This window comes from Thalassospira sp. MBR-102 (genome assembly GCF_040549275.1).
Taxonomy (GTDB): Bacteria; Pseudomonadota; Alphaproteobacteria; order Rhodospirillales; family Thalassospiraceae; genus Thalassospira; species Thalassospira xiamenensis.
Genome location: NZ_JBEPTC010000010.1, coordinates 80,893 through 101,432, shown reverse-complemented (window position 1 = coordinate 101,432; position 20,540 = coordinate 80,893). Strand labels below are relative to the sequence as shown.

The following is a 20,540-nucleotide window of genomic DNA, read 5'->3' as shown; positions in this document are numbered from 1 at the left end:
TCTTGTGTAAACGTTTTCATTATTTATGTAAACCTTTACATTTACCGCATTGTGATGAAAATCACGTCGGAAATCCGGCCTTCGCACGGGCATCAATGCCGCTGGACAGCGTATCAGCGGCAGAGTAGGAAGAAGCATGATCGAAAAAATCGCGACGATTGAAGATGTTGCCGAACATGCCGGGGTATCCATTGCCACCGTCAGCCGCGCCTTGCACAAACCCCATGTGGTTTCCGAAAGCACGCGCGAAAAGGTGCAAACCGCCATCGCCGCGACCGGTTATACCGCCAATGTCATGGCCCGAAACCTCCGCCTGAACCGGTCGGGCATGATCCTTTTGCTCGTACCCGATATCGGCAACCCCTTCTTTTCGGAAATTCTATCAGGAATCGAACAGGGCGCCAGCAAGGCGGGCTATAACGTCCTGATCGGCGATACCCAGAACGAACCCGAACGCGAGGCCACCTACGCCGCCTATCTGCGCAGCAATCAGGCCGATGCGATGATCCTGCTCAATGGTCGCCTGCCCGCACCGCTGGCCAACACCCCGCGCGGGATCATCCCGCCGGTGGTCATTGCCTGCGAACGCATTCCGGGCTGCAACCTGCCGACCGTGATTATCGACAATGAAAAGGCCGCCTTTAGCGCGACCAAACATCTGCTCGACCTCGGCCACAGCCGCATCGCCCATATCGCCGGCCCCGCCAGCAACATCCTGACGACGGATCGCGTCGCCGGATATCGCCGCGCACTATCAAGCAGCGGCATCGAAGCCAACCCGTCCCTGATCTATAGCGGCGATTTTTCGATTGAATCGGGTATCTCGGCGGCGCGCGCCCTGCTCAAAGACATCAAAAACCGCCCGACGGCGTTTTTCTGCTCATCGGACGGCATGGCAATCGGCGTCATTGTCGCGGCCAAGGAACTTGGGCTTCGCGTGCCCCACGATGTTTCCGTCGTCGGGTTCGATGATATCCATCTCGCCGCCAATTACGACCCGCCCCTGACAACCGTGCGTCAACCGCGCCGACGTCTGGGTGAACAGGCCATTTCGCTGCTCCTCGCCCGGCTCGATAAAACCGGAACCATCCCGGAACCGGCGGAAAATCCGGTCATTGTCCCGACCGAGCTGATCATCCGCCAAAGCACCGGCCCCTGCCCAAATTAATCAGCGATCAGCGATTGGCGATCTTCTGCCATTCCTCGTAAACGGCCCGCGCCCGATCTTCGTGGTCGCCACTGTATTTCGGCTGATCGGCGGCAAAGATTTCAAACCGGATGCCGTTCGGATCACGGATGAACAACCGCCGCGATTTCCCGTCATCCTCGTTATGGTAAACCACCTTGTGCTGGAACAAATGGTTCTGCCAGGCAATCACATCACGCGGCGCATCGCAGCGCAACCCGATATGAAACACGTCATCTGGCATATCGGGATCATCGGGATACGGCCCGGTATCGGCTGGCCAGTCAAAGAATGACAGCCGCGTCCCATCAGAAAGCGCAAAGGTAATCAGCAGATAATCGCTTTTCCACGACGGACTGTAACCGCTTTCGGCATGAACCAGCCGGGCCTTCAGAACACGGGAATAAAAATCATCCGTCGCCGCAAGATCGCGGGTGGGAAAGGCCAAGTGATCGACACTGACGGGTGCAGGCATGGACGCCTCCTCATTTGTCGCTTGGGTGATTGGGGTCAGGCCCCTAAATCATTATAAAACTTAGTCATCCGATCCCGATGATCAAGGGCCAAACGTCTGGCAACCTGTCATTTCTGACACCATCAATGGTATCGGCACCTCGATAGGTGCTCAGTGTCAGCACCCCTGACCGGGCCCGGCCTGCAACCCGGCTTCAACCCGCGCCATGGCGCGCTCAAACACCGCCGTATCGTCAAGCGCACGCGACAAAACCAGCGCCCCCTGGATCGATAAAATCGCATCTTCGGCGATATCCGATGCCCGGTCCGCATCATGGCCGATCCGCACAAGCGCCTGCCGAAGCGACCGTTGCCAACCGGCAAAATAATCGCGGATTGCGTCGGAAAAACGGTCACGCACATTATCAAGTGCAAACGCCCCGATCAGGCACACCCGCTTTCCCGACCGGAAATAGGTCGCAACCGACCGGCACATTTCCAAGATCGCCGCCCGCGGGTCATCCCCGTCACGCAGCGGCTTGTAAACCGCGTCCTCGAACCAGCCATCGATCTCGCGAAGCACTTCGGATGCCATCTGCTCTTTGCCGCCGGGAAAGAAATGATAAAGGCTGCCCTTTCCCAGACCCGTCCGGCTCCCGATCAGTGAAAGGCTCGCCCCTTCATAGCCATACTCGCGGAAAATCTCCGCAAGGACGGGAATAACATCGGAACGCTCCGCGATAATCTTTGGCATGGCTTACTTATAATCCCAGATCGGACAGGCCCGGATGATCAGCCGGACGCGGCCCCGAACGATCCCAGAAGAATTTGCGATCTTCTTCACGGATCGGCATGTCATTGATGCAGGCAAACCGGCGATGCATCTGGCCATTGTCGGCAAATTCCCAATTCTCGTTGCCATAGGCCCGATACCAGTTCCCCGAATCATCGCGATACTCATAGGCAAAACGCACCGCGATCCGGTTGCCGTCATGCGCCCACAACTCTTTGATCAATCGATATTCAAGCTCCTTGTTCCATTTGCGGGTCAGAAAGGCAATGACCTCCTCACGACCATTGGCAAATTCCGCACGGTTCCGCCAGATCGTATCGACCGTATACGCCAGCGACACCCGCGCTGGATCACAACTGTTCCAGCCATCTTCGGCCATGCGGACTTTCTGGGTTGCAGTTTCCCGCGTAAAGGGCGGCAGGGGTTGACGTAGTTCGGACATGATTTTCTCCTTCATTTTGTACCAATTGGTAAACTATGTTCCAATCGGTACAAAAAAGCAATCGCCAAAATCCCGTTAGGGCTTTTTGCCCCCCTACCATGCAAAATCCGCGATTTGGTGATATTGTCGGAAATCGGACATGCGCAAAGCCCCGCCGGACCGCGCCAAGTTTCACGAAACGGAAACCTGCATGTGATCGCTGCCTGTTTCCCTATGAAATCAGATGGTTAATGCCGCAAACCCTGCTTTAAACGCCCCGCCAACCGCGCCGATCAACAGGCCATGCGATCATACAATGCGGTCATACTGTTGACCCATGTGCGCGCCGCTGCTATTGGGTCGCGGCGCATGCGATACAGGCACAGAACGCCTTCGCATCGATGGTATGAAATTCGTTGGCGCAAACCGGGCTTGAATGCCGAACCTTGCGGGGAATGTTTGCCGGTCGACGGACGTTTTCCGTGTTGTCTTTTCGGTCCCTGAAAACAGGGCCTTCGGTCGAGGAACCAGAATACGATGCCGCATACGCCTTATTATCTGATCGATAAATCGAAACTGCTGCGCAACATGGAAAAGATCGCCTATGTGCGCGAACATTCCGGCGCAAAGGCGTTGCTGGCACTAAAATGCTTTGCAACCTGGTCGGTCTTCGATTTCATGTCGGACTATATGGATGGCACGACGTCCTCGTCGCTGCACGAAGTCAAACTGGGCCGCAAAAAATTCGGCAAGGAAACCCATGCCTATAGTGTGGCCTATGCCGATTCCGAAATCGACGAAGTCATCGAAAATGCCGACAAGATCATCTTCAATTCCATCAGCCAGCTTAACCGCTTTGCCGATGCTGCATCGGGCATCGTGCGCGGCCTTCGCCTGAACCCGCAGGTTTCAAGTTCCAGCTTCGATCTGGCCGATCCGGCCCGCCCGTTTTCGCGCCTTGGCGAATGGGACGTCACCAAGGTCGAGGCCGTCATGGACCGCATTTCCGGCTTCATGATCCACAATAACTGTGAAAACGCCGATTTCGATCTGTTCGACAAAATGCTGGGCGATATCGAAACCAAGTTCGGCTCGCTTCTGTCGCGTGTCGAATGGGTCAGCCTCGGCGGCGGCATTCACTTCACCGGTGACAATTACCCGCTTGATAAATTCTGCGCCCGGCTCAAGGCCTTCTCGCAAAAATACGGCGTTCAGGTTTATCTCGAACCGGGCGAGGCCTCGATCACCAAAAGCACCACCCTTGAGGTCACCGTGCTTGATACGCTGTTTAACGGCAAAAACCTTGCGATTGTCGATAGCTCGATCGAAGCCCACATGCTCGATCTTCTGATCTATCGCGAAACCGCCAAGATCGAGCCGAACACAGGCGATCATACCTATATGATCTGCGGCAAATCCTGCCTTGCCGGTGACGTTTTTGGCGAATTCAATTTCGAAAACGAGATCAGGGTCGGCGACCGCATTTCCATTCAGGATGCCGCCGGTTACACCATGGTCAAAAAGAACTGGTTCAACGGTGTCGGCATGCCGTCCATCGTGATCAAGGAACTCGACGGTAGCGAACGCGTTATACGCGAATTCACCTTCGATGATTATGTTTCGAGCCTTTCGTAAAAAGGCGCTTTGGGTTTCATCTATTCGAAAAAGGGAGTTTTTGGCCCGAAATGAAGAAGAATGTTCTGATTATCGGCGCAGGTGGCGTCGCACAGGTCGTCGCGCATAAATGTGCACAGCATAATGATGTGCTTGGCGATATCCATATTGCGTCGCGTACTGCGGAAAAATGCCAGAAAATCATCGACAGCATTCATGAAAAGAAAAACCTGAAGAATGCCGGCACGCTCGAAGGTCATGCGCTTGACGCAACCGATATCGATGCCACCGTCGCATTGATCAAAAAAACCGGCTGCGAAATCGTCATCAATGTCGGTTCCGCCTTCATCAACATGCCGGTCATGTCGGCCTGCATCAAGGCGGGCGTTGCCTATCTTGATACCGCCATCCATGAAGAACAGGACAAGATCTGCGAAACCCCGCCCTGGTACGCAAATTACGAGTGGAAACGCCGTGAAGAATGCAAAAAGGCCGGTGTCACCGCGATCCTGGGCGTCGGTTTTGATCCGGGCGTGGTCAATGCCTATGCCAAACTCGCGGTCGAGGATTACTTCGACAAGATTGACTCGATTGACATCATCGACATCAATGCCGGCAGCCACGGCAAATATTTTGCCACCAATTTCGACCCGGAAATCAATTTCCGCGAATTCACCGGCACGGTCTATTCCTGGCAGAACAACGCCTGGCAGGAAAACAGGATGTTCGAGGTCAAGAAAATCTGGGACATGCCGGTTGTCGGCGAAAGCCAGACCTTCATGACCGGCCATGACGAAGTCCATTCCCTCTCACAGAATCTGGACGTCCCCAATGTCCGTTTCTGGATGGGCTTTGGCGATCATTACGTCAATGTCTTCACGGTCCTGAACAATATCGGCCTGCTCTCGGAAAAGCCGGTCACGACGGCCGAGGGCCTCGAAGTCGTGCCGCTCAAGGTCGTCAAGGCCTGCCTGCCCGATCCAAGCTCGCTGGCCCCCGACTATACCGGCAAAACCTGCATCGGCGATCTGGTCAAGGGCCGCAAGGACGGCAAGGAAACCGAAGTCCTGATCTATAACGTTGCTGACCACAAGGACGCGTACGAGGAAGTCGGAAGCCAGGGCATTTCCTATACCGCTGGCGTTCCGCCCGTCGCAGCCGCCATGCTGATCGCAACCGGCGAATGGGATGTGAAAAAGATGGCAAATGTCGAAGAACTGCCATCCAAACCGTTCCTGAACCTGCTCAACCACATGGGTCTCCCGACCCGCATCAAGGATACCAATGGCGACCGGGCGCTTGATTTCGCCTAAGCCATAATCCTGATGATCCAAAATACGAACGGCGGGCTTTGATGCCCGCCGTTTTTATTTAAGCGACCCCAGAACCGCGAGGCTCTCATAGCGCTTGATATAGGGCTGATGAAAAACCCGATCCACGAACGCGCTATATTCATCCATATCGGCGACCTGAATGCGCAGGACAAAATCATGTGCCCCGGTCACGTGATGGCATTGCACGACTTCGGGCATTTTGCCGAATTCCTCGCGCATCAGCATATAGCGATCCGGCCGGTCACGATCCATGGTCAGCAAAACAATGATCATCATCCGTTTGCCAAACACCTTGGGCGACACAATCGCAACGTCGCGTTCGATCACGCCGCTTTCGCGCAAACGCTGCACCCGGCGAAGACACGCCGCCGATGACAATCCCACCTGTGCCGACAATTCATTTCCCGTCAGGCGACTGTTCTGCTGCAACAGTTCCAGCAGGCGATAGTCGAATTTATCAAGTTCGGTCAAAATGCCCCTGCCCCAAACCCATGGCTCTCAATACGCCCGAAACAATGACCGAACCGGGCCGATAAGAAAAATCGTTTTTACGTAAAATTTGCGGAAATTTCGCACGCTTTTGCGATCTTTGCGTACCGAACTCGCGCAAGGCAGGCTAATTTTTACCTGTGTTCGAAACCGATCTCGAACTCATTAGCAAAAGCAAACTAGCGAGCCAGCATCATGCCAGCACAGATCACGACAAACTCCCTCGTCGCCACCGCCCCCCATGCCGGGCCGACCGCGCACGCGTCGTTCGGCACATTTGTCTGGCGCTGGCTCGTCCTTTCCGTTCAGACGGTTGCGCACCGCCGCAAGATCGCCCGCGATGCCGCATTGTTGCGCGACTATCCCGATTTCATGCTGCGCGATATCGGACTTGACCGCAGCGCTATTGAACAGGCCTGCCAGACCGGCAAACCGGCCAGCAGCAATTAACGCGGACAAAGATCAGGATGGGCGCGCGCAAACGCGTCCATCGCAAGGCACCGCTCGGCAATCTGGTTGACCATCGGAAGGTGGCTTAAATCAACCTCCCACCGCCGCGCATTATAAATCTGCGGGATCAGACAGATATCGGCCATCGAAGGCTGATCCCCATGGCAAAAGCTGCCTGTGCCCGGATGATCCAGAAGCCGCTCAAACGCTTCAAGCCCCGCGCCGATATATTTCCCCATCCATGCCAGCCGCACCTTGGCCGGGTCCTCGCCATGGGCCTCGGCCTGTTTCATGACATTGCCGACAACACCCAGATTACAGACTGGGTGAATATCCATCGCAATCGCATGCGAAAGTGCGCGCACCCGCTGCCGCCCGACCGCATCCTTCGGCAGGAACCCCGCATCCTTTCGGGTTTCATCAAGATATTCGATGATTGCAAGTGACTGGGTCAGCACCAACCCGTCGATCTCAAGGGCGGGCACCAATCCCTGCGGATTACGCTTGCGGAAATCAGGCGCTTTATGCGCCCCCGCCACAAGGTCAATCGCAACGGTCTGATACGCCATATCCATCAGCGAAAGCGCAATCCTGACCCGATAGCTGGCCGAAGACCGCCAATAATCATACAGGATGACGTCGCTCATGGTTCGTACTTCACAACGCTCTGGTCAATCGCGCCAAAGATCGACTGACCATTGGCATCGCGCATCTCGATCCGGACCTGATCACCAAACTGCATGAACGGGGTTTCCGGTTTGCCGTTTTCAATGGTTTCGATCATGCGGATTTCGGCAATGCAGGAATATCCCGCCCCGCCCTGCGCCACCGGCTTGCCCGGCCCACCGTCAAGCTTGTTCGAAACCGTGCCCGACCCGATGATCGATCCGGCACAAAGCGGGCGGGTTTTCGCGGCATGCGCAATCAGTTGGGCAAAATCAAAGGTCATATCGACCCCGGCATTGGCCCGGCCAAATGGCTTGCCGTTCAGATCAACGCAAAGCGGCAGGTGAACCTTGCCACCATCCCACGCATCGCCAAGTTCATCGGGCGTCACCGCCACCGGCGAAAAGGCCGAGGACGGCTTGGACTGGAAAAAGCCAAACCCCTTGGCAAGTTCACCGGGGATCAGACCCCGCAACGACACATCATTAACCAGCATGATCAAACGGATCGCATCGCGCGCCTGATCAATCGATGCACCCATCGGCACGTCACCCGTGATGACGGCAATCTCGCCTTCCATATCAATGCCCCAGGCCGTATCGGCCATGGCGATATCATCACGCGGCCCCAGGAAACTGTCCGAACCGCCCTGATACATCAGCGGATCGGTCCAGAAGGTGTCGGGCATTTCCGCACCGCGCGCCTTGCGCACCAGCTCAACATGGTTGACATAGGCCGACCCATCCGCCCACTGAAACGCACGTGGCAACGGCGAATGCAGCTTGGCTTCATCAAGCGCGAAACGTTTGGCAATCGTCGATCCGGCGGCGATTTCATCGGCCAGTTCGCGCAAGCGCGGCGCAACATCGTCCCAGTTATCAAGCGCTGCCTGCAATGTCGGCGCAATCGCACTGGCATCGACATATTCGCCAAGGTCTTTGGTCACCAGAACAAGCTGGCCGTCACGGGTGCCGTTTTTAAGGGTTGCGAGTTTCATCGGTTTTATGCCTCCGGCATTCCTGTCGTTAAGTCCTGTGATGTTCTTTTTACCGGTCGCCGTTTACGGGCGACCTTCCGGCGTGCCATCAAATTTGCGCTCCAGCCCGTCCCAGCAATCAAGATAATCATCCTGAAGCGTTTCAAGTTCGGCGGCAAATTTCGTCAATTGCTGCGGAAAACGGGTTTCAAACATGAAGGCCATCGTGCCCTCAAGCTTCTGCGGGCCAAGCTCCCCGTTTGATGCCTTTTCAAACCCGAATGCATCGGGCCCATGGGCCAGCATCATGTTATGCAGGCTCATGCCACCGGGAACGAAACCCTTTTCCTTGGCATCATATTGCCCGCAAATCAGCCCCATGAATTCCGACATGATATTGCGGTGATACCATGGCGGGCGGAAGGTATGCTCCGCCACCATCCAGCGCGGCGGGAAGATGACAAAATCGATATTGGCCGTCCCCGCCTCGCCCGATGGGGCGGTTAGCACGGTAAAGATCGACGGATCGGGATGATCAAACAGGATCGCACCCACCGGCGAAAATGTCCGAAGATCATATTTGAACGGCGTGTAATTGCCATGCCACGCCACAACATCCAGTGGCGAATGCCCGATCCCGGTTTCATGAAACTGCCCGCACCATTTGATCAGGATACGGCACGGTGTTTCCTTATCCTCATAGGCCGCCACAGGCGTTTTGAAATCACGCGGATTGGCAAGGCAGTTGGCCCCGATCGGCCCGCGTTCCGGCAGGGTGAATTTCGCCCCGTAATTTTCGCAGACATAGCCGCGCGCACCACCATCAATCCCCGGCGTCAGGATCGACACCTTGAACATCATGCCACGTGGGATCAATGCGATTTCAAGCGGTTCGACATCCATGATGCCAAGTTCGGTAAAAATCCGAAGCGTGCCGCTTTCGGGCACCACCAGCAATTCGCCATCCGCATTGAAAAAATAGTCATCCACCATATCGGTGTTGCACACATATACGTGGCTTGCCATGCCGGTCTGGGTCATGGCGTCCCCGGCCGTGGTCACGGTGCGCATACCGGAAATGAAATCGGTGGGTTTGCTTGGCATCGGCACCGGGTCCCAGCGCAACTGACCAAGCGCAAGGCTATGGTCATTCACACATGGGGCGGTTTTCCATTCCGGCAGGGCAAAGGGTTTGAACCGCCCGTTATGGCGCACACTGGGCCGCATCCGATACAGCCACGACCGTTCATTGGTGCCACGCGGCGCGGTAAAGGGCGAGCCCGAAAGCTGTTCGGCATAAAGGCCATAGGCACATTTCTGCGGACTGTTCTGCCCCTGCGGCAAGGCACCGGGCAGACTTTCGGTTTCGAAATCATTGCCAAAACCGGGCATGTAACGCAGATCGTTCGCAACGCCGTTTGCAGCATTTCCGGCGGTTCCATTGGTAACGTTGTGATCCGTCATTGCCTTTTTCCTACCAATCTTCGATATAGTTACATCCGTAACTGTAATTTTTGTAACTATCAAACAGCCTTTTGAAGCCATGAAATCCGCGAAATCCGAATTCGATCTGCACCGCTTTCTGCCATTCCTGATGCACCACGCCAGCGAAAAGGTCAGTCTTGGCTTTCGCGACATCTATCGCGACCGATACCGGATGACGCGATCCGAATGGCGGGTTCTGGCAACCCTTGGGCAATATGGCGCGCTTACCGCGACCGAAATCGTCACCCATACGGGGCTTCACAAAACCAAGGTATCCCGTGCCGTTTTTTCCATCGAACAACGCCGCTGGCTCCGACGCGTCCAGAACGAAAATGATCGTCGCGTTCATCGCCTTGAACTGACCTCGCAGGGCCAATCGGCCTTTCAGTCGCTGTGCGAAGCAGGCATTGCCTATGACAAAAAGGTCCGCGATTTTCTGGGCGATGCGGATTTCAAACGTCTTTCCGACCTCCTGACAAAGCTGAATGATCTTTGATAATTTCTGTTTGAATGTCCTCGGCCTCATCGCGCGGCTTCCCGCCCCAGCTCTGGGTGAAATCGGCAATCGCGCGTAAAAACACGTCAAAGGCCGGTTGCCCCGGCTGAAAATAATTGGCCTTCGGGTTCATCAGGGTCACGCAACACGCCACCGCCCCGTCCAGATTATAGACCGGCGCACTGATCGCCGATAAACCCGGCACGATATCACCCTCGATCACCGCCGCACCGCGTTCGCGTGTCGCGGCAATCAATCGGTTCACCGTCGCATCATCCCAATGCAGGATATCCTGTTCGGCCCGGATCACATGCTCAATCGCCCCACGCGGCATGGTCGATAAAAACGCCTGCCCGGTCGCGGACCGCAATAACGGCATCACCGTGCCAAGCCCCATGGTCGATATGATCGGCGGCCCGCCATGTTCCGTCCGGATCAGGACCGGCCCGCGTTCGCCCCAGATCGCCAGATGCCCGGACGACCGCAAATCAATCGCCAGATTGCGCAAAAGCCTTCCGGCCCGCATCACCACATCATTGCGTTCAATCGCCGAAATACCCATCCGCAACGCCATCGGACCCAGCCCGTAAAGCCCGGTCAGATCATCCTGCCAGGCAAGACCGATCCGAACCAGACTCGCCAGATAGCGATGAACCTTTGCCGGCGGCATATCAACCGCCGCAGCCAGATCCTTTAACGGCACCGGGAATTTGAAATCACACAATGCGGCAATGATCACGCCGCTGACCTCGACCGACTGAATGCCCTTGCGCGTATCGGCCGCATCAACCGCGTCAGCAATGTCGATTTCGGTATCGGCAACCGGGATGTTTTTCGATGGGGCTTTGGTCAAAATTTACCTGCATAAATTTCATATTGCGTAATTGATTATATATATCATAATTCCAATTCAAAGAAAAAACAGCATTCCATACAGACCACAACAGATCAGATACCGATGATCAGGACGCGGAAAACCCATCAGCAACCGATGCGCCCTTGGCACCCGCCCGATCAAAAGCCCGAACAAACACACGATCAAAAAAACAGGGAGAGGAACATGAAACCGATGAAACTTCGCAACACATTGCTTGGGCTTCTGGCCGGGGCAACGATCCTTGCCAGCGCGGGCATGGCGCAGGCCGCCGACATCACGCTGAAGGCCAGCCACTATCTGCCGCCAAGCCACGGCTTCCAGAAAGACTTCCTCGAAAGCTGGGGCAAGGAACTGTCGGAAAAAACCAACGGCAAGGTCGACGTCGAAATTTATGACGCGACATCCGCCTTTGGCAAAATCGACCGTCAGGCCGATCAGGTCCGCGCAGGTGTCATGGATATGGCCGTCGGCCTGAACGGCATTCCGCGTGACCGCTATCCGGCGGCCTCGATCATTGAACTGCCATTTCTGGTGAAATATGCCGATTCCGGGTCTGAAACCCTCTGGACGCTTTACAAGGAAGGCCTGCTTGGCACCGATTATAACGATTTCAAGGTGCTCGGCCTGTTCACCCACCCGGGCGGTCTGATCCACACCCTTGATAACCCGGTTCGCACCCTTGACGATCTCAAGGGCCTTCGCCTCAGAACACCAAGCCCGGCGATTTCGGCGATGCTGGAATCCTTTGGCGCATCCCCGGTCGGCCTGCCGCCTTCGGCAATCTATGAAAACCTGCAAAAGGGCAATATCGAAGGTCTGGTTGCCACCTGGGATCTGGTCAACGCGGTCAAGGCCAACGAACTTCTGAAATATCACACCGATGCCGCGGCCTATACCGCCGGCTTCTATTTCGTGATGAACCAGAAGAAATATGACAGCCTGCCCGATGATGTCCGTGCCGCCATCGACGAAATTTCCGGCGATGTCCTTGTCGGCAAATTTGGCGACTGGTGGACCAAATGGGAAGCCGTTGGCAAGGCCAATGCGCAGCAGCACGGCAATGAAATCATCACGATCGATGACGCCACCCGTGCCAAATGGCAGGAAGCATCCCAGCCGATGATCCAGGAATACCTGGCCGGGCTGAAGGAAAAGGGCGTCTCCGACCCCGACGCCATCTATAAACGCGCGCAAGCTCTGATCGCGGAATTTGATGCCAAATATCACGCTGGCGACAAATGACGCAACGGGCTGAAAAATCCGGTGGATCGCGGCTTTATGCCGCGGTTCACCAAATGGATCACTTGATGAACCGGCTGACCGATATGCTGGCCTTTGTCGGCATGGCGGCCTTGATCGGGGCGATTGCCATTGTGGTTGTCGATATCATCTGGCGGCGCATTGGCGGGCAATCGCTGGTGGGGGCGGTTGACCTCACACAGTTTTGCGTTATGGCCGCCGCCTCATGGGCCATCCCCTATGCCTTTAGCGCGCATGCCCATGTCACCGTTGATCTGATCGGCAAGAACCGCCTTCGCATCCTGTTTAAAACCATTGATCGATTGATCCCGCTTTTATGCGCCGGGCTGATGGCCTTCCTGCTTTATCTGTCATGGGGCCGCGCGATGGAACAATGGACCTATGGGGATGTATCGCAAAACCTTGCGATCCCGATGATCCTGTTCTGGGCCTTCCTTCTGACCGGCATGGCGATCTCGACACTGGTGTGTCTTGTGCAATTTCTAAAACTGCTTTTAACGGACGAGAAGAACTGATGGCGACGGAATGGGCGGGATTGATCGGGTTTGTGGCCGCACTCGCACTGGCCCTTTTGCGCGTACCGGTCGCGGTCGCAATGGCACTTGTCGGCATCATCGGCACCCTGCTTCTGACCGACTGGATGTCGGCAAGCTACGTCATGGCAAGCCTCCCGTTCGAGGCGATATTCCCCTATGGCCTTTCGGTGGTGCCGCTCTTCATTTTCATGGGCGTGTTTGCCTCCCATTCCGGGCTATCAAACAATCTGTTTCGCGGCATCACCGCATTTTCCGGCCATCGTCCGGGCGGCCTGGCAGCATCCAGCATCGGGGCCAGCGCGGTATTTGGCGCAATTTGCGGATCGTCCCTTGCGACCTGTGCGACCATGGGCCGCGTCGCCCTTCCTGAAATGCGCGAACGCGGCTATGCCAAAAGCCTCGCCGGGGCATCGATTGCTGCGGGCGGCACCCTTGGCGTTCTGATCCCGCCATCGATCCTGCTGGTGATTTACGCGCTGATGACCGAACAATCCATCGGTGCGCTGTTTGCCGGTGCGATGATCCCGGGCCTTCTGGCAACCGTGCTTTACATCGTCTCCATCCGCATTCAGGTCATGCGAAATCCTTCCCTCGCCCCGGTCAGTGACTATGTCCCCTGGTCTCAACGTTGGGGCGCCTTGCTGCGCATGTGGGATGCCATCGTCTTGATCGTTCTGGTGATCGGCGGGATTTATGCCGGCCTGTTTTCCCCCACAGAAGCCGCGGCGGTTGGTGCCGGTGGCGCCCTGCTGTTCGCGTTCCTGCGCAAACGCCTGAACTGGACGGTTTTACGCACCGGCATTCGCGAAACCGCCGGCATGACCGGGATGATTTTCCTGATCCTGATCGGGGCGGCGCTGTTCAACTTCTTCATCGAAACCAGCGGCCTGACCCAAACCCTCGTCGACTGGATCACGACACAGGGCTATTCGCCGCTTGTCGTGCTAATCGCCCTTCTGGTGTTTTATGTCGTGCTCGGATGCTTCATGGACAGCCTTTCCATGATCCTCCTCACCGTGGTTCCGGCATATGGCGTGATCACCGGGGTTGGTTATGATCCGATCTGGTTCGGGGTTGTTCTGGTATCGGTCGTTGAAATCGGCCTGATCACGCCCCCGATTGGCATGAACCTCTTCATCATTCAGGGCGTGTCATCCGACATGACCATCACCACCCTGTCCCGTGGCATCCTGCCCTTCCTCGCCGCCGATTTCATCCGCGTCATCCTGATGGTCGCCATCCCCGGTCTGGTCCTGTGGCTGCCGCATCTTCTGGGGTTTGGCGCCTACTAGCGATCAGGCCCCGGTGTAACCGTTTTCGACCCATGCCGGAAACCCGCCCCAACCCCGGACAAGGGCAGCAGCATCATCGATGGCAGGACACACACCCCGCCATCGATGACCGACCTCCCGGCATGCCCGAACGCACAATCGGCCTGCCGCCAAACAAGTCCGATGCCCCTCGGCGTCGCCAATCACCACCGACCGGCGAACCGGACGGAACTGAACGGGACCAGTCTGGCCTCGCCTCGAACCTTCCGGCCCCAAAGAACCGTGGCTTTTCGGCATGTCCAAACGCTCCACCGGCACCACTGGCAATCCCCCCGTCAACCAAGCCAAGCCAAGCCGATCCAACACCACCCCAATCCAAGCCCGCTGCCCTGGCATTGCCAAACGCTACCGACCGGGCGGGCTAGACGGAAGCGGAGAGGACGAGACGGGGATGAACGGAACCGGGCTGCACCAGACCGGCCTCGCCCCAATCCCCGCTGCCCCAAACAAACACCTCTGGCTTTCGATGAACACCGAAAACGCACCTCCCCCAAAGGGCAACCGCGTTGTCGCATGGCTGGCACAAATCCCGCCATCGATCACCAGCCTTTCGGCATCTCCGAACGCTCCATCGGCCCGCTGGCAACCGATCCTGCCTGCCCCCGGCACCCCGGCCAGCCGATCCCGTGCCGACCCAATCCGGGCGCAATTCGGGCCCGCTGATTCTCGGTATCGCCAGACTTCACCGACCGGACTGAACCGAACCGAACCAACTTGGCCCCGGCTTTCGCTGCCCCGAACAAACGCCCTTGCCCCAAGGGCACATTTCTCCCGTCATGATAAACACCCGTTTTTCGCAAATTTCCCGCGGCCTTACGGCACGAACACACCACCGCCGTAATGACTTTTCCATGCGCCTTTAACGTCCCTTCGGCGATACCGTCCCCGCCATGTCATCGCGTCAGATCGCTGCCCTATCATCATCCAATTCCTGTTTTTGCCGCCCGAAACGCAAAAAACCCGCAAAAGCGAATCACGCTTTGCGGGTTTGTCTCCGGACCCATTTGTCCTGTTGACTTTATCTTTATGCCACAAGGAAAAGAACAAATCAAGAACTTTTTCTAAAAAACCCGGAAAAAGTTCCCGACATACCCCAAACCCATTGATTTACTTGCACAATCATAAAAAAATCATGGTGCCACAACTGATTTGGGAACGACATGATCCGCCCTGCCCGACCGAGGGATGAAACCGCTATCCGCAACTGCGCCATTTCGGCTTATCAGCAATATGTTGCCATCATCGGGCGCAAACCGGCTCCCATGACCGCCGATTTTGCCGCGCAGATTATGGCCGGGCATGTTTACGTCGCAACAGATGACAAAGACCAGGCTGTCGGCTTCATTGTTTTTTACCCTGATAACAATACGACCATGATGCTCGAAAACATTGCGGTTACGCCCGACCAAGAAGGGCGCGGGATTGGTAAACGACTGATGGCCTTTTGCGAGGAAAGCGCAAGGCAGCAGGGGTTCTCACATATCCGTCTTTATACCAATGAAAAGATGACTGCGAATTTATCGATCTATCCGCATCTTGGTTATGTCGAAACAGGACGGCGTACTGAAAACGGGTTCAATCGCGTTTATTTTGAAAAGAACCTGTCTGCCTGAACAGCAAGATCGCAAAAGCCCGGATCACGCAATCCGGGCCCTTGCAAAATATCTCTCACCAACGATTATTCCGCCGCATCGACTTTCAGGACACCGCGACGGATCTGGTCTTCTTCGATGCTTTCAAACAGGGCGCGGAAATTGCCCTCGCCAAAGCCTTCATCGCCTTTGCGCTGGATGAATTCAAAGAAGATCGGGCCGATCACGGTTTTCGAGAAAATCTGCAACAGGATTTTGGTCATGCCACCATCGACAACGCCCTCGCCATCGATCAGGATGCCGTGTTTTTTCATGCGCTCAATCGGCTCGTCATGGCCCTGCACGCGATCATGGGATTGTTCGTAATAGGTATCGGGCGGACCCGGCATGAATTTAAGGTCATTGGCCGCAAGCCTGTCGGTGGCGTCATAGATACCATCCGTCCCGACCGCGATATGCTGGATGCCCTCGCCGTTGTATTTTTTGAGGTATTCTTCGATCTGGCTTTTATCATCGGTTGATTCGTTTAACGGAATACGGATTTTGCCGCACGGCGATGTAATCGCGCGGCTGACCAGACCGGTGATTTTACCTGCAATATCAAAGAAGTGGATCTGCTTGAAATTGAACAGGTCGCGATAGAAATCCCACCATTTATCCATATTGCCGCGATAGACATTATGCGTCAGATGGTCGAGATAGTAGAAACCGACCCCTTCGGGTTTCGGGTCACGTTCGCCCAGCCAGTCAAATTCCGCATCATAGGCCGAACCGGTTTCACCATAAGCATCGATGAAATACAAAATCGATCCGCCAATGCCGACAATCGCCGGGACATCAAGGGTCTTGTCATCGCCAAGATACGGCTCCGCCCCCTTGGAAACCGCATGATCAAACGCATGTTTGGCATCCACCACCCGCCACGCCATCGACGGCGCACAGGGGCCATGCTTTTCAACAAATTTCATCCCATGCGAACCGGGCTCGGCATTCAGAATATAGTTGATGTCACCCTGACGCCAGACGGTGATGTTTTTTGATTTGTGTCTGGCAACCGGCGTATAGCCCATGCGCGTAAACAGGGTTTCAAGCTTTTCGGCTTCTTCATGGGCAAACTCGACAAACTCAAAACCATCGGTTCCGGCCGGGTTATCGGCCGTGATCGTTGCGCGGGGGGCATCATGTGGAAACGGTCCCATCGAAGGCTCCTTGATCTGGAATTTGAAAGGTTCTTGTTATGGACCTATCTTGCGCCAGATCGGCCGCAATGTGCGTGCATTCACGATTGATTTTCGGTATTTCATACACATATCATGCATCAATGATCAAAATGGTGCATGAATGACGCAACTTGATAAACTTGATCTGAAACTGCTTGCCGAATTGCAGCGCGACGGACGCCTGACCAATAATGATCTGTCAGAACGGATCGCATTATCGCCATCGCAATGCTCGCGCCGCCGCGCCCGACTGGAAGCCGAAGGTTTCATTCGCGGATACCGCGCCGACATTGACCGGCAAAAAATGGGTCTTGGCCTGATGGTGGTGATTTCCGTAACCCTGGCCACCCATAATCGCGACAATGCCAAACGGTTTGCCGAATTGCTCGCAGACCTTCCCGAAGTACTGGAAGCCTATTCCCTGACCGGGGAAATGGATTATCACCTGAAGGTCGTAACCAAAGACCTTGCCGCCCTTTCGCATTTTGTGAACGAGGTTCTTTTGCCCCACGATTCCGTGCAGCATGTCAAAACCTCGATTGTGCTAAACGTGCTCAAGGACTTTGAGGGACTGGCCGTCAATCCGCAATAAGCCCGATGGCAGGCCGCTCCTCAGGGGCGTTTACCCATCGGTTACCCCAACTCATCCGAAGATAAATCACAGTTTATCGAGAGAGATGAGGCGGCCATGCAGTATCAGCTGAAAATAAACGGAGAATCCCGCACCGTCGAAGCAGAACCCGGCACCCCGCTATTATGGGTTCTGCGTGACGGTCTGGAACTTACCGGCACCAAATTCGGATGTGGCGTTGCCTATTGCGGCGCGTGCACCGTTCATATCGATGGGTACCCGACCCGTTCCTGCCAGACTTTCATTGAAGACGCTGTCGACAGCGAAATCACCACCATCGAAGGCGCAACCGATAAAATCGCCCAAGCCGTTCAGGCCGCATGGCAGGAAAAGGACGTTGTGCAATGTGGCTGGTGCCAATCCGGCCAGATCATGTCGGCCATCGGCCTTCTGACTGAGAACCCGAAACCGACCGACGACGAAATCAAGGAATACATGTACGGCAATGCGTGTCGTTGTGTGACCTATGTTCGGATCAACGAAGCCATCAAACTGGCGTCTGAAAAGCTGGAGGCATAAGTCATGACAATCAATGTATCACGTCGCGGCTTCATGATCGGATCAGCCGCCGGTACCGCTGCCCTACTGGTCGGCGTCAATGCCAAAGGTGCTCTTGCCTCGGGCGGCAGTGTGGCTGCGGCAACCGACCTTAACCCGTTTGTCAAAATCGATACCGACGGCACCGTCACCGTCATTATCAAACATTTCGAAATGGGCCAGGGCACGACAACCGGCCTGACCACTCTGGTGGCCGAGGAACTCGACGCTGACTGGGACACGGTTCAGACTGCCTTCGCCCCTGCCGATAATGAACGTTATGCCAATTTGTTTTTCCATGCGCAGGGAACCGGCGGCTCAACCTCCATCGCCAATTCCTTCATGCAATACCGCGAAGCTGGTGCTGCTGCGCGCGATCTTATGGTCCGTGCGGCGGCTCAAAGCTGGGGTGTCGATGCCAGCAGCATCACCGTTGAAAACGGCGTGCTGAAATCCGGTGGCAATTCCGGCCATTTCGGGGAATTTGTTGCGATTGCATCAACCCTTGAAGCACTTGAAAAGCCAACCATCAAAACCCCGGATCAGTTCAAACTGATCGGCAGCGAAAAACTCCACCGCAAGGACAATTCCGGCAAAATCAACGGCACGGCAATGTTTGCCATGGATGTCAATCTGCCGGGCATGATCTATGCCGCGATCATGCGCAGTCCAAAATTCGGCGGCACCGTCGTTTCGTTTGATGACAGCAGTGCCAAAGACGTTGCAGGTTTTATTGCCGCACAGGTTCTGCCAAACAAGGCGGGGGTTGTGGCCTTTGGCAAAAACACCTGGTCGGCCTTTCAGGCGCGTGATGCCCTGTCGGTTGAATGGGATTTCAGCCAGGCCGAAACACGCAGCACGGATGCCATGATTGCCGATCATAAGGCACTGCTTGATGCGCCGCAGTTTGACGCCAACCATGAAGTACCGCTGGCATCCGTTGAACCGCTTCTGGCCAATGCCACCAAAACCATCGATGCAGAATTCACCTTCCCGTTCCTGGCTCACGCCCCGCTGGAACCGGAAAACTGCATCATCGAGCCGACCGAAAATGGCGTTCGCCTCCATGATGGCTGCCAGTTCCCGACCCTGACCCGGCCGATGGTCGCAGCCGCCCTTGGGCTGGAACCATCACAGGTAGAGATCAGAACGCTTTATGCCGGTGGTTCGTTCGGTCGTCGTGCCAACGGCGCCTCCGACTATAATGTCGAAGCCGCAATGGCCTTTGCCGTTTCAGGTCGCAAAGTTCCGGTCAAACTGGTCTGGAGCCGCGAAGACGATATTCGCGGTGGCTATTACCGCCCGATGGCGGCACACCGCGCAAAAATCGGTCTGGATAGCGACGGCAAGATTGTTGGCTGGGATCACCGGCTGGCCGTCAAATCCATCATGAAGGGCGGTCCGATGGAAGGCATGGTACAAGATGGCATCGATCCGACCTCGGTCGAAGGTGTCACCGAAAGTCTTTATACCATCCCCAATCATGGCATCGGGTTAAGCGACTTCCAGACCCCGACCCCCATATTGTGGTGGCGTTCGGTGGGACATACCCACACCGGATATGTCATGGAAACACTGATGGATATGCTTGCCACCGAAACCGGGCAGGATCCGATCGAAATGCGCCTTGCGATGCTTGATCCGGCCGGTGCCAATCAGGCCCGCATGATCGACGCCATCAAGCTTGTCCGCGAAATATCCGGATGGGAAAAGGGCGACACACGCGGTTTTGCCGCACATATTTCGTTCAATACCTGCGTTGCGGTTGTTGCCGACGTCACGGTCGAAGACACCAGTGTGCATGTGAACAAACTGTTCATGGCGGTTGAATGCGGGGTAGCTGTTAACCCCGATGTCATCCGGGCACAGATGGAAGGTGGTGCGGGCTATGCATTATGTGCTGCCTTCCGCAACGAAATCACCCTGACCGATGGTGAAGTCGACCAGTCCAACTTCCCGGACTATGAACTGCTTCGAAATGCCGAAATGCCTGCTATCGAAGTGGCGATTGTTCAATCGAACAATGCCCCTACGGGCGTTGGTGAACCGGGCGTCCCCCCGACCGCCCCGGCCGTTGCCAACGCCATTTTTGCCAAAACCGGAAAACGGATCACGGATCTTCCGATGACCAAAGCCGGTTTCGACTTCGTGTAAGGCATGCTGCCCGGGGGATCACTTTCGGGTCCCCCACCC

21 protein-coding genes are annotated in these 20,540 nt (G+C 55.8%); 12 read left to right on the top strand and 9 right to left on the bottom strand.

What is annotated here, in order from left to right; all coding sequences use genetic code 11:
• The first annotated feature begins 136 nt into the window (after nt 1–136).
• Complete coding sequence (locus ABIE64_RS16430; protein WP_354377987.1) at nt 137–1,168, top strand: LacI family DNA-binding transcriptional regulator; 1,032 nt, start codon at nt 137–139, stop codon at nt 1,166–1,168.
• 7 nt (nt 1,169–1,175) lie between these two features.
• On the opposite strand, the gene ABIE64_RS16425 is transcribed toward ABIE64_RS16430, so the two are convergent.
• From ABIE64_RS16425 to ABIE64_RS16415, 3 genes are all read right to left on the bottom strand, one after another.
• A complete protein-coding gene (locus tag ABIE64_RS16425) occupies nt 1,176–1,661 on the bottom strand; it encodes a VOC family protein (protein WP_063093097.1) in 486 nt (161 codons plus the stop codon).
• A 156-nt stretch (nt 1,662–1,817) separates the two neighbouring features.
• Nucleotides 1,818–2,393, bottom strand: coding sequence for a TetR/AcrR family transcriptional regulator (locus ABIE64_RS16420; RefSeq protein ID WP_354377986.1), 576 nt, complete (start codon nt 2,391–2,393; stop codon nt 1,818–1,820).
• Nucleotides 2,394–2,400: 7 nt separating this feature from the next.
• On the bottom strand, nt 2,401–2,874 hold the full coding sequence (locus tag ABIE64_RS16415) for a nuclear transport factor 2 family protein (protein WP_354377985.1): 474 nt from the start codon (nt 2,872–2,874) through the stop codon (nt 2,401–2,403).
• A 516-nt stretch (nt 2,875–3,390) separates the two neighbouring features.
• On the opposite strand from ABIE64_RS16415, the gene ABIE64_RS16410 reads away from it, so the two are divergent.
• Nucleotides 3,391–4,488 carry a carboxynorspermidine decarboxylase gene (locus tag ABIE64_RS16410; protein WP_354377984.1) on the top strand — a complete coding sequence of 366 codons (1,098 nt, stop codon included), beginning with the start codon at nt 3,391–3,393 and terminating at the stop codon, nt 4,486–4,488.
• A gap of 50 nt (nt 4,489–4,538) precedes the next feature.
• Nucleotides 4,539–5,780 carry a saccharopine dehydrogenase family protein gene (locus ABIE64_RS16405; RefSeq protein WP_354377983.1) on the top strand — a complete coding sequence of 414 codons (1,242 nt, stop codon included), beginning with the start codon at nt 4,539–4,541 and terminating at the stop codon, nt 5,778–5,780.
• Between the two features lie 54 nt (nt 5,781–5,834).
• Here the strand turns inward: ABIE64_RS16405 and ABIE64_RS16400 are convergent, their stop codons facing one another.
• Entirely contained in the window at nt 5,835–6,272 is a 438-nt protein-coding gene (locus ABIE64_RS16400) for an Lrp/AsnC family transcriptional regulator (protein WP_007088972.1), read from the bottom strand.
• Between the two features lie 213 nt (nt 6,273–6,485).
• Between ABIE64_RS16400 and ABIE64_RS16395 the strand changes: the two genes are divergently transcribed.
• The gene (locus tag ABIE64_RS16395; RefSeq protein ID WP_354377982.1) at nt 6,486–6,740 is read left to right on the top strand and encodes a DUF1127 domain-containing protein; all 255 of its coding nucleotides are present in this window, start codon (nt 6,486–6,488) and stop codon (nt 6,738–6,740) included.
• On the opposite strand, the gene maiA is transcribed toward ABIE64_RS16395, so the two are convergent.
• From maiA to hmgA, 3 genes are all read right to left on the bottom strand, one after another.
• Nucleotides 6,737–7,387 carry a maleylacetoacetate isomerase gene (gene maiA, locus ABIE64_RS16390; protein ID WP_354377981.1) on the bottom strand — a complete coding sequence of 217 codons (651 nt, stop codon included), beginning with the start codon at nt 7,385–7,387 and terminating at the stop codon, nt 6,737–6,739. The genes ABIE64_RS16395 and maiA overlap by 4 nt on opposite strands.
• A complete protein-coding gene (locus tag ABIE64_RS16385; RefSeq protein ID WP_354377980.1) occupies nt 7,384–8,403 on the bottom strand; it encodes a fumarylacetoacetate hydrolase family protein in 1,020 nt (339 codons plus the stop codon). Before ABIE64_RS16385 ends, maiA begins: the two co-directional genes overlap by 4 nt.
• A gap of 63 nt (nt 8,404–8,466) precedes the next feature.
• Nucleotides 8,467–9,846, bottom strand: a complete 1,380-nt coding sequence (hmgA, locus tag ABIE64_RS16380; RefSeq protein WP_354377979.1) for a homogentisate 1,2-dioxygenase — start codon at nt 9,844–9,846, stop codon at nt 8,467–8,469.
• A 79-nt stretch (nt 9,847–9,925) separates the two neighbouring features.
• Between hmgA and ABIE64_RS16375 the strand changes: the two genes are divergently transcribed.
• The gene (locus ABIE64_RS16375; protein WP_354377978.1) at nt 9,926–10,363 is read left to right on the top strand and encodes a MarR family winged helix-turn-helix transcriptional regulator; all 438 of its coding nucleotides are present in this window, start codon (nt 9,926–9,928) and stop codon (nt 10,361–10,363) included.
• Here the strand turns inward: ABIE64_RS16375 and ABIE64_RS16370 are convergent.
• The gene (locus ABIE64_RS16370) at nt 10,320–11,216 is read right to left on the bottom strand and encodes an IclR family transcriptional regulator (protein WP_354377977.1); all 897 of its coding nucleotides are present in this window, start codon (nt 11,214–11,216) and stop codon (nt 10,320–10,322) included. The genes ABIE64_RS16375 and ABIE64_RS16370 overlap by 44 nt on opposite strands.
• Nucleotides 11,217–11,423: 207 nt before the next feature.
• Between ABIE64_RS16370 and ABIE64_RS16365 the strand changes: the two genes are divergently transcribed.
• From ABIE64_RS16365 to ABIE64_RS16350, 4 genes are all read left to right on the top strand, one after another.
• The gene (locus ABIE64_RS16365) at nt 11,424–12,482 is read left to right on the top strand and encodes a TRAP transporter substrate-binding protein (RefSeq protein ID WP_354377976.1); all 1,059 of its coding nucleotides are present in this window, start codon (nt 11,424–11,426) and stop codon (nt 12,480–12,482) included.
• A gap of 65 nt (nt 12,483–12,547) precedes the next feature.
• Nucleotides 12,548–13,015: a TRAP transporter small permease gene (locus tag ABIE64_RS16360; RefSeq protein ID WP_354377975.1), complete on the top strand. Its 468-nt coding sequence runs from the start codon at nt 12,548–12,550 to the stop codon at nt 13,013–13,015.
• Nucleotides 13,015–14,328, top strand: a complete 1,314-nt coding sequence (locus tag ABIE64_RS16355; RefSeq protein ID WP_341363208.1) for a TRAP transporter large permease — start codon at nt 13,015–13,017, stop codon at nt 14,326–14,328. Before ABIE64_RS16360 ends, ABIE64_RS16355 begins: the two co-directional genes overlap by 1 nt.
• Nucleotides 14,329–15,527: 1,199 nt before the next feature.
• Nucleotides 15,528–15,980, top strand: coding sequence for a GNAT family N-acetyltransferase (locus ABIE64_RS16350; protein ID WP_354377974.1), 453 nt, complete (start codon nt 15,528–15,530; stop codon nt 15,978–15,980).
• Nucleotides 15,981–16,045: 65 nt separating this feature from the next.
• Here the strand turns inward: ABIE64_RS16350 and hppD are convergent, their stop codons facing one another.
• Entirely contained in the window at nt 16,046–17,158 is a 1,113-nt protein-coding gene (hppD, locus tag ABIE64_RS16345) for a 4-hydroxyphenylpyruvate dioxygenase (RefSeq protein ID WP_354377973.1), read from the bottom strand.
• Nucleotides 17,159–17,300: 142 nt separating this feature from the next.
• On the opposite strand from hppD, the gene ABIE64_RS16340 reads away from it, so the two are divergent.
• From ABIE64_RS16340 to ABIE64_RS16330, 3 genes are all read left to right on the top strand, one after another.
• Nucleotides 17,301–17,771 carry an Lrp/AsnC family transcriptional regulator gene (locus tag ABIE64_RS16340; protein WP_063095214.1) on the top strand — a complete coding sequence of 157 codons (471 nt, stop codon included), beginning with the start codon at nt 17,301–17,303 and terminating at the stop codon, nt 17,769–17,771.
• Nucleotides 17,772–17,867: 96 nt separating this feature from the next.
• Nucleotides 17,868–18,329 (top strand): (2Fe-2S)-binding protein, encoded by a 462-nt coding sequence (locus tag ABIE64_RS16335; RefSeq protein WP_007088986.1) that lies wholly within the window; start codon nt 17,868–17,870, stop codon nt 18,327–18,329.
• A gap of 3 nt (nt 18,330–18,332) precedes the next feature.
• On the top strand, nt 18,333–20,501 hold the full coding sequence (locus ABIE64_RS16330) for a xanthine dehydrogenase family protein molybdopterin-binding subunit (RefSeq protein ID WP_354377972.1): 2,169 nt from the start codon (nt 18,333–18,335) through the stop codon (nt 20,499–20,501).
• The last annotated feature ends 39 nt before the right edge of the window (nt 20,502–20,540 follow it).

Coding starts and splice junctions, on each gene's coding strand:
- ABIE64_RS16385 (WP_354377980.1), bottom strand. CDS start 8,403: ATGAAACTCGCAACCCTTAAAAACGGCACCCGTGACGGCCAGCTTGTT.
- ABIE64_RS16395 (WP_354377982.1), top strand. CDS start 6,486: ATGCCAGCACAGATCACGACAAACTCCCTCGTCGCCACCGCCCCCCAT.
- ABIE64_RS16430 (WP_354377987.1), top strand. CDS start 137: ATGATCGAAAAAATCGCGACGATTGAAGATGTTGCCGAACATGCCGGG.
- ABIE64_RS16420 (WP_354377986.1), bottom strand. CDS start 2,393: ATGCCAAAGATTATCGCGGAGCGTTCCGATGTTATTCCCGTCCTTGCG.
- ABIE64_RS16335 (WP_007088986.1), top strand. CDS start 17,868: ATGCAGTATCAGCTGAAAATAAACGGAGAATCCCGCACCGTCGAAGCA.
- ABIE64_RS16415 (WP_354377985.1), bottom strand. CDS start 2,874: ATGTCCGAACTACGTCAACCCCTGCCGCCCTTTACGCGGGAAACTGCA.
- ABIE64_RS16350 (WP_354377974.1), top strand. CDS start 15,528: ATGATCCGCCCTGCCCGACCGAGGGATGAAACCGCTATCCGCAACTGC.
- ABIE64_RS16340 (WP_063095214.1), top strand. CDS start 17,301: ATGACGCAACTTGATAAACTTGATCTGAAACTGCTTGCCGAATTGCAG.
- ABIE64_RS16410 (WP_354377984.1), top strand. CDS start 3,391: ATGCCGCATACGCCTTATTATCTGATCGATAAATCGAAACTGCTGCGC.
- ABIE64_RS16330 (WP_354377972.1), top strand. CDS start 18,333: ATGACAATCAATGTATCACGTCGCGGCTTCATGATCGGATCAGCCGCC.
- ABIE64_RS16365 (WP_354377976.1), top strand. CDS start 11,424: ATGAAACCGATGAAACTTCGCAACACATTGCTTGGGCTTCTGGCCGGG.
- hppD (WP_354377973.1), bottom strand. CDS start 17,158: ATGGGACCGTTTCCACATGATGCCCCCCGCGCAACGATCACGGCCGAT.
- hmgA (WP_354377979.1), bottom strand. CDS start 9,846: ATGACGGATCACAACGTTACCAATGGAACCGCCGGAAATGCTGCAAAC.
- ABIE64_RS16405 (WP_354377983.1), top strand. CDS start 4,539: ATGAAGAAGAATGTTCTGATTATCGGCGCAGGTGGCGTCGCACAGGTC.
- ABIE64_RS16375 (WP_354377978.1), top strand. CDS start 9,926: ATGAAATCCGCGAAATCCGAATTCGATCTGCACCGCTTTCTGCCATTC.
- ABIE64_RS16425 (WP_063093097.1), bottom strand. CDS start 1,661: ATGCCTGCACCCGTCAGTGTCGATCACTTGGCCTTTCCCACCCGCGAT.
- ABIE64_RS16360 (WP_354377975.1), top strand. CDS start 12,548: ATGAACCGGCTGACCGATATGCTGGCCTTTGTCGGCATGGCGGCCTTG.
- maiA (WP_354377981.1), bottom strand. CDS start 7,387: ATGAGCGACGTCATCCTGTATGATTATTGGCGGTCTTCGGCCAGCTAT.
- ABIE64_RS16355 (WP_341363208.1), top strand. CDS start 13,015: ATGGCGACGGAATGGGCGGGATTGATCGGGTTTGTGGCCGCACTCGCA.